Annotated in this window: 10 protein-coding genes; 8 read left to right on the forward strand and 2 right to left on the reverse strand. The window is 62.7% G+C overall.

All coding sequences use genetic code 11. The features are described 5' to 3' along the window. Positions 1-173: 173 nt before the first annotated feature. The gene (locus tag HX881_RS17790; protein WP_177085731.1) at positions 174-1070 is read right to left on the reverse strand and encodes a LysR substrate-binding domain-containing protein; all 897 of its coding nucleotides are present in this window, start codon (positions 1068-1070) and stop codon (positions 174-176) included. 107 nt (positions 1071-1177) lie between these two features. Between HX881_RS17790 and HX881_RS17795 the strand changes: the two genes are divergently transcribed. The 8 genes from HX881_RS17795 (at position 1178) to rpoS (ending at position 8421) form a co-directional block, all read left to right on the forward strand. Further along, positions 1178-2290, forward strand: coding sequence for an S-(hydroxymethyl)glutathione dehydrogenase/class III alcohol dehydrogenase (locus tag HX881_RS17795; RefSeq protein WP_017127141.1), 1113 nt, complete (start codon positions 1178-1180; stop codon positions 2288-2290). Positions 2291-2292: 2 nt separating this feature from the next. Continuing rightward, positions 2293-3156 (forward strand): S-formylglutathione hydrolase, encoded by an 864-nt coding sequence (gene fghA, locus HX881_RS17800; protein WP_177085733.1) that lies wholly within the window; start codon positions 2293-2295, stop codon positions 3154-3156. A gap of 94 nt (positions 3157-3250) precedes the next feature. After that, positions 3251-3724, forward strand: a complete 474-nt coding sequence (gene ispF / locus HX881_RS17805) for a 2-C-methyl-D-erythritol 2,4-cyclodiphosphate synthase (RefSeq protein ID WP_177063321.1) — start codon at positions 3251-3253, stop codon at positions 3722-3724. After that, the gene (gene truD, locus HX881_RS17810) at positions 3721-4779 is read left to right on the forward strand and encodes a tRNA pseudouridine(13) synthase TruD (RefSeq protein ID WP_177085735.1); all 1059 of its coding nucleotides are present in this window, start codon (positions 3721-3723) and stop codon (positions 4777-4779) included. Before ispF ends, truD begins: the two co-directional genes overlap by 4 nt. Next, positions 4767-5516: a 5'/3'-nucleotidase SurE gene (gene surE / locus HX881_RS17815; RefSeq protein ID WP_017127145.1), complete on the forward strand. Its 750-nt coding sequence runs from the start codon at positions 4767-4769 to the stop codon at positions 5514-5516. The genes truD and surE overlap by 13 nt, the downstream gene beginning before the upstream one ends. A 38-nt stretch (positions 5517-5554) precedes the next feature. Beyond that, positions 5555-6190: a protein-L-isoaspartate(D-aspartate) O-methyltransferase gene (locus HX881_RS17820; protein WP_161796107.1), complete on the forward strand. Its 636-nt coding sequence runs from the start codon at positions 5555-5557 to the stop codon at positions 6188-6190. Positions 6191-6439: 249 nt separating this feature from the next. Then, positions 6440-7309: a peptidoglycan DD-metalloendopeptidase family protein gene (locus tag HX881_RS17825; protein WP_177085737.1), complete on the forward strand. Its 870-nt coding sequence runs from the start codon at positions 6440-6442 to the stop codon at positions 7307-7309. Between the two features lie 107 nt (positions 7310-7416). Further along, positions 7417-8421, forward strand: coding sequence for an RNA polymerase sigma factor RpoS (gene rpoS / locus HX881_RS17830; protein ID WP_017127149.1), 1005 nt, complete (start codon positions 7417-7419; stop codon positions 8419-8421). Positions 8422-8902: 481 nt separating this feature from the next. Here the strand turns inward: rpoS and HX881_RS17835 are convergent, their stop codons facing one another. Next, positions 8903-11926: a multidrug efflux RND transporter permease subunit gene (locus tag HX881_RS17835; RefSeq protein WP_177085739.1), complete on the reverse strand. Its 3024-nt coding sequence runs from the start codon at positions 11924-11926 to the stop codon at positions 8903-8905.

An 11926-nucleotide genomic window follows, 5' to 3' on the forward strand; every position in this document is an offset into this window, starting at 1 on the left:
CTCCCACGGGACGGTGTCTCACCCCGGACTATCGCCAGGCCTGGGACCTTGTAGGAGCTGGCTTGCCAGCGATGGCGTCCGCAAGATCGATGCAAGACGCTCTGCCCTCATCGCCAGCAAGCCAGCTCCTACAGAGACTGCGTTGATCTCAAGAGGGTATTTACAGGCGTCGATCAAACGGCGTACTCGGGCCGTTTGGCCAACCCCTCCTTGAGATAATCCACCAGCTTGCGCACCTTCGGTGACAGGTGCCGTTGTTGCGGGTACAGCGCCCACACCGCGGTATTGGGTGGCTGGTGGGCCTCCAGCAGGGAAACCAGGTGACCGTTCTGCAAGTGCTCGAGCACGTAATAGTCGGGCAACTGGCACAGACCGACCCCCTGCAATGCCGCATCCAGCACCGCCTGCCCGCTGTTGCAGCGCCAGTTGCCCTGTACCCGCTGGGAAAACTCGCGCCCGTCCTGGGCCAGTTGCCAGATATCCGAACTGCCGATCAGGCAGTTGTGCCGGCTCAGTTCCGAGAGGCTGTGGGGGCGACCATAACGCTCCAGGTAGGAGGGCGATGCGCATAGGTACATCCGTCGTGGCGCCAGCCGGGTCGCCACCAGCCGCGAATCCTGCAGGCGACCCAGGCGGATCGCCAGATCCAGCCCCTCATGGACCAGGTCCAGGGTGCGGTTGCTCAACTCGATGTCCACTCGCAGCTGCGGATACAGGCCCATGAAAGCGGTCACCAGCGGCACGATAAAGCGTTCGCCGTAGGCCACGGCACAGGTCATGCGCAACATGCCCTTGGGTTCGCTGTTGAGGTCGCCCACCGCCCGCAGGGCTTCTTCGCGACCGTCCTGCAGGCGCTGGCAATGTTGCAGGAAGGTCTGGCCGGCTTCGGTCAGCGTCACGCGGCGGGTGCTGCGATACAGCAGGCGGGTCTGCAAGCGCTCCTCCAGCCGGGCGATCTGCCGGCTGATATGCGACGAGGACACTCCCAGGCGTTCCGCGGCGGCGGTGAACTGGCTGCACTCGGCCACGGCGACAAACTCGTCGATGCCTTCCCAGCGGTTCTCGCTCATCTGATTATCCCTGTATGGCAATAATGTTTTGCTTTTGCTCGGATTATTCATCAATGGACGATGATTTACACTCCAGTCTTTCGCATTCACTTTTCAGGAGTTGCTGGATGATCAAGTCACGTGCTGCCGTTGCCTTCGAGGCGAAAAAGCCTCTGGAAATCGTCGAAGTCGATGTCGCCCTGCCCAAGGCCGGCGAGGTGCTGTTGCGTGTCGTGGCCTCCGGCGTCTGCCACACCGACGCCTACACCCTGTCCGGTGCCGACCCGGAAGGCATCTTCCCGGCGATCCTCGGCCACGAAGGCGGGGCGATTGTCGAAGCCATTGGCGAGGGCGTGACCTCGGTGGCCGTCGGCGACCACGTCATTCCGCTGTACACCCCGGAGTGCGGCAAGTGCAAATTCTGCCTGTCGGGCAAGACCAACCTCTGCCAGGCGATTCGTGCCACCCAGGGCAAGGGCCTGATGCCGGACGGCACTTCGCGCTTCTCCTACAAAGGCGAGACCATTTTCCACTACATGGGCACCTCGACCTTCTCCGAGTACACCGTCCTGCCGGAAATCTCCGTGGCCAAGATCGCCAAGGAAGCGCCGCTGGAAAAGGTCTGCCTGCTGGGTTGCGGCGTCACCACCGGGATCGGCGCGGTGATCAATACCGCCAAGGTCAAGCCGGGTGACACCGTGGCGATCTTCGGCCTCGGCGGCATCGGCCTGTCGGCGGTGATCGGCGCGGTCAAGGCCAAGGCGGCACGCATCATCGCCATCGACATCAACCCGGCCAAGTTCGAGATCGCCCGGCAGCTGGGCGCTACCGATTGCGTGAATCCCAAGGACTTCGACCGGCCGATCCAGGAAGTCATCGTCGACATGACCGACGGCGGCGTGGATTTCTCCTTCGAGTGCATCGGCAATGTGCAACTGATGCGCGCGGCACTGGAGTGCTGCCACAAGGGCTGGGGCGAGTCGGTGATCATCGGCGTGGCCGGTGCGGGCCAGGAAATCGCCACCCGTCCGTTCCAGCTGGTGACCGGTCGCGTCTGGCGCGGTTCGGCCTTCGGCGGCGTGCGTGGGCGCAGCGAGTTGCCGAGCTATGTCGAGATGGCGCAGAAGGGCGAGATCCCGCTGGATACCTTCATCACCCACACCATGGGCCTGGAAGATATCAACAAGGCATTCGACCTGATGCATGAAGGCAAGAGCATCCGCACCGTCATCCATTTCTGAGGTTGCTCATGAGCCTGGAAAACCTTTCCTGCCAGAAAAGCTTCGGCGGCTGGCATAAACGCTACAAGCATCATTCCGAAGTCCTCGGTTGCGACATGGTATTCGCCGTCTATCTGCCACCGCAGGCGGAGCAGGGCGTCAAGCTGCCGGTGCTGTACTGGTTGTCCGGGCTGACCTGCACCGATGAAAACTTCATGCACAAGGCCGGCGCCCAGCGCATGGCCGCGCAACTGGGGCTGATCATCGTCGCGCCGGACACCAGCCCGCGTGGCCCGGGTGTCCCGGGCGATCCCGAGAATGCCTGGGACTTCGGTCTCGGCGCCGGCTTCTACCTCAATGCCACGCAGGAGCCCTGGGCGCGCAACTACCGGATGCACGACTATGTGGTGCATGAGCTGCCAGCCCTGGTCGAGGCGCATTTCCCGGCTTCCGACAAGCGCGGTATCAGCGGTCATTCCATGGGCGGCCATGGGGCGTTGGTCTGTGCGCTGCGCAATCCAGGGCGTTACCAGTCGCTGTCGGCATTCTCCCCGATCAGCAATCCGATGGATTGCCCGTGGGGACAGAAGGCCTTCTCGCGCTACCTGGGAGAAGAGCGCTCGCGCTGGCGTGAGTGGGATGCCTGTGCGCTGATCAGCGAGGCGGGTGAAAAGCTGCCGATCCTGGTGGATCAGGGTGACCGGGATGATTTCCTGGCCAACCAGCTCAAGCCCGAAGCCCTGCAACAGGCCGCCCGCCTGGCGCAGCATCCGCTGATCCTGCGCATGCAGCCGGGCTACGACCACAGCTATTTCTTCATCGCCAGCTTCATCGAAGACCATCTGGTGCATCACAGCGAAGCGCTTGGCGCAGGTTCTGCACGATAATTGTCGGCGCTCGCTCAGGCTAATTCTCGTACGAGAACCTAATGTCGGACAAAATAGGTAGAATCACGCCCTGACTAAATCGGGGCGTTTTTTTATGCGTATTGGCCACGGCTATGATGTGCACCGTTTCGCCGAAGGCGACTTCATCACTCTGGGCGGCGTGCGGATCGCACACCACCACGGATTGCTGGCTCACTCCGACGGCGACGTGTTGCTGCATGCCCTGAGTGACGCGCTGCTGGGTGCGGCGGCACTGGGGGACATCGGCAAACATTTCCCGGACACCGATCCCACCTATAAAGGTGCCGACAGCCGCGTGCTGCTGCGCCACGTGGTATCGCTGCTCAAGGCCAAGGGCTGGAAGGTCGGCAATGTCGACAACACCATCGTTGCCCAGGCGCCGAAAATGGCCCCGCATATTGAATCGATGCGCGCGCTGATCGCCGCGGATCTTGAAGTTGAGTTGGATCAAGTGAACGTAAAAGCCACCACCACTGAAAAGCTCGGCTTCACCGGGCGGGAAGAAGGCATCGCGGTGCATTCCGTTGCCTTGTTGCTGCGCGCATGACGGAACTGGAACTGCTGGGCCCCCGTGCCCATGGTGATGCCCTGGGCCGTGCGGTGCTCAAGGCCACCGCGGAGGATTTCCAGGTTGATGAAGTCCTCGACATCCCCTTGTCCGGCGACGGCGAGCACCTGTGGTTGTGGGTCGAAAAACGGGGCCTGAACACCGAGGAAGCCGCCCGGCGCCTGGCCAAGGCGGCCGGCGTCCCCTTGCGTACCGTCAGCTACGCGGGCCTGAAGGACCGCCAGGCGCTCACCCGGCAATGGTTCAGCATCCAGCTGCCGGGCAAGGCCGACCCGGACATGGGCGCGGCGCAGAACGATACCCTGCAGATCCTCAAGAGCGTGCGCCACAAGCGCAAGTTGCACCGCGGAGCCCATGCGGCCAACGGTTTCACCTTGCGCCTGAGCCAATTGGCGGCGGACAAGGACGGCCTGCAGCAACGTCTCGAGCAGATCAGCCGGCAGGGTATCCCCAACTATTTCGGCGCCCAGCGCTTCGGCCACCAGGGCGGCAACCTCGGCGAGGCGCGCACCTACGCCGCCCGCCAGGCTCTGCCCGAGCAACGCAATGTGCGTTCGCGGCTGCTGTCCACCGCCCGCAGCTACCTGTTCAACCAGGTGCTGGCGGCGCGGGTCGCCGATGGCAGCTGGAATCGTGCCCAGGTCGGCGACCTGCTGGCCTTCACCGACAGCCGCAGTTTTTTCCCGGCCGGCGAAGCCGAGTGCGGCGATCCGCGCCTGGCGATTCTCGACCTGCACCCGACCGGTCCGCAGTGGGGCGAAGGGCCGTCGCCGGCGACCGGCGCGACCTTCGAACTGGAGCAGGCCGTCGCCGCCCGTGAAGCCGACCTGTGCCAATGGCTGGTGAAGGCGGGAATGGAGCACGAACGTCGCATCCTGCGGCTGCCCATTGGCGGGCTGACGTGGCATTATCCCGAGCCTGACATTCTGCAACTGGAATTCGTCCTGCCGGCCGGATGCTTCGCCACTGTTCTGGTGCGCGAGCTCGTTGATCTGGTGCCGGTAGGGCAGACGGACAGCTCATGCGTATTCTGATTTCCAACGACGATGGGGTTTTTGCACCCGGTCTCGCCGCGCTTCATGCTGCGCTGGCGGATTATGCCGAGTGCCGGGTGATTGCCCCGGACCAGGACAAAAGCGGTGCCAGCAGTTCGCTGACCCTCGATCGTCCGCTGCATCCACACACCTTGCCCAATGGCTTCATCAGCCTCAACGGGACGCCTACCGACTGCGTGCACCTGGGGCTCAACGGCCTGCTGGAGCAGGAGCCGGACATGGTGGTATCGGGTATCAACCTGGGCGCCAACCTGGGCGATGACGTGCTGTACTCCGGCACGGTCGCCGCGGCGCTCGAAGGGCGTTTCCTCGCGCGGACCTCGTTTGCCTTCTCGCTGGCCTCGCGCCAGCTCGATAACCTGGCGACCGCCGCGCATTTCGCGCGCTTGCTGGTAGAGGCTCATGAAGGATTGCGCCTGCCACCGCGCACGGTGCTCAACGTCAACGTACCGAACCTGCCGCTGGAGCATATCCGTGGTATCCAGCTGACCCGCCTGGGCCACCGGGCCCGGGCGGCGAAGCCGATCCTCGAAGTCAACCCACGGGGCAAGGCCGGCTACTGGATCGCCGCGGCCGGCGATGTGGAGGACGGTGGTCCGGGCACGGATTTCCACGCGCTGATGCAAGGCTTCGTTTCGGTGACACCGCTGCAACTGGACCGCACGTTCAACGATGCCTTCAGTAGCCTCGACGGTTGGCTGGAGGGGCTTGCCTGATGGCGCGTGAAAACGATTTGCTGCGCGGCGGAATCGGCATGACGTCGCAGAGAACCCGCGAGCGCCTGATCCAGCGGCTTTACGAAGAAGGCCTGTCCAACGCCCAGGTGCTGGAAGTGATCCGCCGGACCCCGCGCCATCTGTTCGTCGACGAAGCGCTGGCCCACCGTGCGTACGAAGACACCGCGCTACCGATCGGCCACAACCAGACCATCTCCCAGCCTTACATGGTGGCGCGCATGAGCGAGCTGCTGCTGGAGGCGGGGCCGCTGGACAAGGTGCTGGAGATCGGCACCGGCTCCGGCTACCAGACCGCCGTCCTTTCGCAACTGGTCGAGCGGGTATTTTCGGTCGAGCGGATCAAGGTCCTGCAGGACCGTGCCAAAGAGCGCCTGGTCGAACTCAACCTGCGCAACGTGGTATTCCGCTGGGGCGACGGCTGGGAAGGCTGGCCGGCATTGGCTCCGTACAACGGCATCATCGTCACCGCCGTGGCCACCGATGTTCCCCAGGCGCTGCTCGATCAGCTGGCTCCGGGCGGGCGCCTGGTGATTCCGGTCGGGGCGGGTGAAGTCCAGCAACTGATGCTGATCGTGCGCGAGGAACATGGATTTTCCCGGCATGTACTGGGGGCGGTACGTTTCGTGCCGTTGCTCAACGGGCCCCTGGCCTGAGCATTGATTGCATTTGTTGCATTTGTTTAAGCGGCACGCTGAATTCTGTTGAACGTTGTCGGTCATAGGGCCGGACCTTGCAGACAGTATGTGTTTAAAAGTGTGTCGAGTTTCACTGTCGAACCGTACAAGAGAGTCGCTTATCGGGCTTTGCTGTCCGTAAAATTCCAACGGCCAGTTATACTTGCGCACACGACCGCCTGTACGGGCACTCTATATTCATTTCAGCCAACACAAAGGGAGCGGCGGGTGAGTCTCACAGTCATTCGGCAGCGTATGGGTAAAACAAGCGTTCAGCGCCTGATGATCGGTCTTGCCCTCAGTGCTTTACTGGCTGGTTGCTCCAGTGCTTCGAAGAACGGCGTGCGCGTCGTGGATCGCAATGGCAACGCGAGCAGCCCTGCCAGTGCCGCACCGCAACGACCGATGACCACCACCGGCCAGCACGTGGTGGTTCGGGGCGATACCTTGTTCTCGATCGCCTTTCGCTACGGCTGGGACTGGAAAGCCCTGGCCGCGCGCAACAATATTCCCGAGCCCTACACCATTCACGTCGGTCAGGCGATTCGCTTCGACAGCCGTTCAAATTCAACGCCGGCGGTGGCGACGTCGACGACCACCACATCGTCGAGTTCATCCTTCAGCAAAACCACGGTTACCCGGCGTCCGGCGACGGCTGCCGGGACGCCCGCGGCGGCCCCGGCACCGACCGCCGCGGCCACGCCGACACCACCGCCAGGGCCCGCGCCGAAGGGCTGGGCATGGCCTTCGAACGGCGTTTTGATTGGAAAATTCTCTTCAAACGGTAGTTTGAATAAAGGTATTGATATCGCCGGGGATTTGGGACAGCCTGTTTTAGCTGCGTCTGATGGGTCAGTGGTTTACGCCGGGAGTGGGTTGCGGGGCTACGGCGAGCTGGTCATCATCAAACACAGCGATACTTACGTCAGTGCCTACGGTCACAACCGTCGGCTGTTGGTTCGGGAGGGGCAGCAGGTCAAAGTCGGACAGACAATTGCCGAGATGGGATCAACTGGTACAGACCGGGTGAAACTGCACTTTGAGATTCGCCGCCAGGGCAAGCCCGTAGATCCATTGCAATTCCTGCCGCGTCGTTGATCCGTTTACCAGCCTGTTCTCATGACGTAGAGGGAACAGGCTCCAGCGTTGCCAAGGATAAAGGCGCCGCTTGAGCTTGAGGTCGAACTCACCAAAGGACTATAACAATGGCTCTCAGTAAAGAAGCGCCGGGGTTTGACATCGACGATGAGGTGCTCCTTATGGACTCCGACATTGTCATGGATATGATGCCGGAGGACGACAGTTCTCCACCCCCAGTTCGTGCCAAGACCAAAAACGCTGCTGCGCTCAAACAGCACAAGTACATTGACTACACCCGGGCCCTGGACGCGACCCAGTTGTACCTCAATGAAATCGGTTTCTCCCCTTTGTTGTCCCCGGAAGAAGAAGTCCATTTTGCGCGTCTGTCGCAAAGCGGCGATCCGGCCGGACGCAAGCGCATGATCGAAAGCAACCTGCGCCTGGTGGTGAAAATCGCCCGACGTTATGTCAATCGTGGGCTTTCCCTGCTGGATCTGATCGAAGAGGGCAACCTCGGACTGATCCGGGCGGTCGAGAAATTCGACCCGGAACGCGGCTTCCGCTTTTCAACCTATGCCACCTGGTGGATCCGACAGACGATTGAACGGGCGATCATGAATCAGACCCGGACCATCCGCCTGCCGATTCATGTGGTCAAGGAACTCAACGTCTATCTGCGGGCGGCCCGCGAGCTGACCCAGAAGCTCGATCACGAACCGTCCCCCGAAGAGATCGCCAACCTGCTGGAAAAACCGGTCGGGGAGGTCAAGCGCATGCTGGGCCTGAACGAGCGGGTCTCCTCGGTGGACGTCTCCCTCGGCCCGGACTCGGACAAGACGTTGCTCGATACCCTGACGGATGACCGGCCGACCGATCCCTGCGAGCTGTTGCAGGACGACGACCTGTCCCAGAGTATCGACCAGTGGCTGTCCGAGCTGACCGACAAGCAGCGTGAGGTGGTGGTACGCCGCTTCGGCCTGCGCGGCCACGAGAGCAGCACGCTGGAGGACGTTGGCCTGGAGATCGGCCTGACCCGTGAGCGGGTGCGGCAGATCCAGGTCGAAGGTCTCAAGCGCCTGCGCGAGATCCTCGAGAAGAACGGCCTGTCCAGCGAGTCGTTGTTCCAGTAACGGAGCGGCGACCAATACCTGCACGGACCTTGTGGGAGCCGGCTTGCCGGCGATGAGGCCCTTGAGCCTTGCTGCGTCCATCCGGGCGCCATCGCCAGCAAGCCGGCTCCTACAATAGGTGCCTCACGGCAAAATATCGCCTTGCCCAAAAAACTGTGGGAGCCGGCTTGCCGGCGATGAGGCCCTTGAGCCTTGCTGCGTCCACCCGGACGCCATCGCCAGCAAGCCGGCTCCTACAATAGGTGCCTCACGGCAAAATATCGTCCTGCCAAAAAACTGTGGGAGCCGGCTTGCCGGCGATAGGGCTCTTGAGCCTTGCTGCGTCCATCCGGACGCCATCGTCAGCAAGCCGGCTCCTACAATAGGTGCCTCACGGCAAAATATCGCCTTGCCCAAAAAACTGTGGGAGCCGGCTTGCCGGCGATGAGGCCCTTGGGGCTTGCTGCGTCCATCCGGACGCCATCGCCAGCAAGCCGGCTTCCTACAAGTCCTTCTTCGCCAGCAGGCTGTACACGCATGGCAGCACGAACAGCGTGAACAACGTCCCCACCGACATCCCGGTGGCGATCACCGTGCCGATATCAAAGCGACTGACTGCCCCGGCGCCGCTGGCGAGGATCAGTGGCACCATCCCGAACACCATCGCCGCCGTGGTCATCAGCACCGGACGCAGGCGGATCGCCGCGGCCTCCTCGACGGCTTCGCGGGCTGACAACCCCTTGTCCTTGCGCAACTGGTTGGCGAACTCGACGATCAGGATCCCGTGCTTGCTGATCAGCCCGATCAGGGTCACCAGGCCCACCTGGGTGTAGATGTTCATGCTCGACCAGCCGAGGAACAGCGGGATCAGTGCGCCGCAGATCGACAGGGGCACCGTCACCAGGATCACCAGCGGGTCGCGGAAACTCTCGAACTGCGCGGCCAGCACCAGGAAGATGATCGCCAGGGCCAGGCCGAAGGTGACCCACAGGGCGCTGCCTTCCTGGACGAACTGACGCGTGGCGCCGGCATAGTCGCTGGCAAACCCCACGGGTGCCTCTTCGGCGGCGATCTGGCGAATGGTTGCGATGGCTTCGCCCATGCTGACGATGGGCACCCCGGAGATAATCGCCGAGTTCAGTTGCTGGAACTGGTTCAGCTGGCGGGGACGGGCGCGGTCCGAGACCTTGATCAGGGTCGACAGCGGCAGCAGCTTGCCTTCGCTGTTCTTCACGTAATAGTTGTTCAGCCAGTCGGGATTGTCCCGATAGGCGCGTTCGACCTGGGCGATCACCTTGTAGCTGCGACCCTCCAGGGTAAAGCGGTTGATCTCCGCCTCACCGAGCAGGGTCGCCAGGGTGCCGCCCAGGTCCTGCATCGAGACGCCCATCTGCGCCGCCTTGGCCCGGTCGATATCGACCACGACTTCCGGCTTGTCGAAGGCCAGGTCGATATCGAGAAAGGCGAACTTGCCGGACTCCAGCGCGCGTTTCTTGATCCGGCCGGCGACGTCCAGCAGGGCGCTGTAGTCGTTCGGTGTATTGAGCACATACTGGAAGGGCAGGCCCTCGCCGGTACCCGGCAGCGACGGCAGGTTGAAGCCGAAGATCTGCAGCCCGGTGATGCCCGCCAGCTTGCCCTGGACCTCGGGGAGGATCTGCATCTGCGTGCGTTTGCGCTCGTTCCAGGGCTTGAGCAGGAAGCCGCCGATCCCCGACTGCACGCCGTTGAAACCATTGATCTGGAACGATGAGTAGTACTCCGGGAACTCCTTGAAGATCGTGATGAACTCGTCGGTGTAGGTGTTCAGGTAGTTCAGGTTGGTCGGCTGCGGTGCGGTGGCCATCATGAAGATGATGCCCTGGTCCTCGTTGGGCGCCAGTTCCGATTGGGTGAACTTCAACAACAGCGGAATCAGGCACAGGATGATGACCGCGAAGACCACCACCACCGGCCGCGTGTTGAGGGTGCCGTGGAGGATCTTCTGGTAGCGCCGCTTCAGGCGCTCGAACAACTGGTCGAGGCGGTGCGACAGGCCCGACGGGTTTTCATCGTGGCGCAGCAGCAGGGCGCACATCATCGGCGACAGCGTCAGGGCGACCACCCCGGAGATCACCACCGCCCCCGCCAGGGTCAGGGCGAACTCCTTGAACAGCGCCCCTGTCAGGCCCTGCAGGAAGCCGATGGGGGCGTAGACCGCCGCCAGGGTGATGGTCATCGACACCACCGGCACTGCGATCTCCCGCGCGCCTTCGAGGGCGGCGTCCAGCGGTGTCTTGCCTTCCTCGATATGGCGGTGGATGTTCTCCACCACGACGATCGCATCGTCCACCACCAGGCCGATGGCCAGCACCATCGCCAGCAGGGTCAGCAGGTTGATCGAATAGCCCATCAGTTGCATGAAGAACAGCACGCCGACCATCGACAGCGGAATGGTGATCACCGGGATCACCACCGAGCGCAGGGCGCCGAGGAACAGGAACACCACCACTATCACGATCAGCACGGCTTCGAAGAGGGTCTTCACCACTTCGTTGATCGACGCCTGGATGAACAGGGTGGCGTCATAGGCGATTTCCGCCTTGAGGTTGGTCGGTAGCTGCGCTTCCAGCTCCGGCATGATCTTGCGCACTTCCTTGATCACATCCAGCGGGTTGGCGCCGGGGGTGGCCTTGATGCCGATATACACCGATGGCGTGCCGCCGAAGGAACTGACGGTGTCGTAGTTTTCCGCGCCCATCTCCACCCGCGCCACGTCGCTGAGCAGGACCCGGCTGTCACCGGAAGTCTTGAGTGGAATCGCCGCGAAGGCCTCGGCGGATTTCAGCTCGGTGCTGGCGTTGATGCTGGTCACCACGTACTCGCCCTTGACCTCGCCGGCGGCGGACAGGAAGTTGTACCGGCGCACGGCGTTGGTCACGTCCGCGGCGCTCAGGCCGAACCCGGCCAGCTTCACCGGGTCCAGCCACAGGCGCATGGCGAACACCTGGTTGCCGAGAATTTCCGCCTCGGCCATGCCCGGCAGGGTCGCCAGCTTGGGCTGGATCACCCGCGACAGGTAGTCGGTGATCTGCGGATTGCTCAACTGGTCGCTGAAGAAACTGATGTACATCAGCGCCGAGGCATCGGCGGCTTCCTTGCTCAGCACCGGGTCCTCGGCGTCCTGCGGCAACTGGTTCTTGACCTCGTTGGCCTTGGCCAGCAACTCGGTGAATAGCCGGTCGCTGTTGGAGCCGATCCGGGCGTAGATCGAGATCACCGAGAAGTTCTGCCGACTGACCGACGTCATGTAGTCGATGCCCTCGGCACTCGCCAGGCTCTGTTGCAACGGCTGGGTGATATAGCCCTGGATGGTCTCGGCATTGGCCCCGGGGTAGGCGGTGGTCACCGTGATCAGGGCGTTTTCCATCTGCGGGTACTGGCGCAGCGGCAGTTTGCTGTAGGCCTGGAACCCCAGCAGGATGATCAGCAGGCTGACCACACTGGCAAGCACCGGGCGACGAATGAACGGATCGGTAAAGGCCAT

The organism is Pseudomonas gingeri (assembly GCF_013386115.1).
GTDB classification, from domain to species: domain Bacteria; phylum Pseudomonadota; class Gammaproteobacteria; order Pseudomonadales; family Pseudomonadaceae; genus Aquipseudomonas; species Aquipseudomonas gingeri.

Excerpts from the sequence above, each read along its gene's own strand:
- HX881_RS17790 (WP_177085731.1), bottom strand. The coding sequence starts at position 1,070 with ATGAGCGAGAACCGCTGGGAAGGCATCGACGAGTTTGTCGCCGTGGCC.
- HX881_RS17795 (WP_017127141.1), top strand. The coding sequence starts at position 1,178 with ATGATCAAGTCACGTGCTGCCGTTGCCTTCGAGGCGAAAAAGCCTCTG.
- ispF (WP_177063321.1), top strand. The coding sequence starts at position 3,251 with ATGCGTATTGGCCACGGCTATGATGTGCACCGTTTCGCCGAAGGCGAC.
- truD (WP_177085735.1), top strand. The coding sequence starts at position 3,721 with ATGACGGAACTGGAACTGCTGGGCCCCCGTGCCCATGGTGATGCCCTG.
- surE (WP_017127145.1), top strand. The coding sequence starts at position 4,767 with ATGCGTATTCTGATTTCCAACGACGATGGGGTTTTTGCACCCGGTCTC.
- HX881_RS17820 (WP_161796107.1), top strand. The coding sequence starts at position 5,555 with ATGACGTCGCAGAGAACCCGCGAGCGCCTGATCCAGCGGCTTTACGAA.
- rpoS (WP_017127149.1), top strand. The coding sequence starts at position 7,417 with ATGGCTCTCAGTAAAGAAGCGCCGGGGTTTGACATCGACGATGAGGTG.
- HX881_RS17835 (WP_177085739.1), bottom strand. The coding sequence starts at position 11,926 with ATGGCCTTTACCGATCCGTTCATTCGTCGCCCGGTGCTTGCCAGTGTG.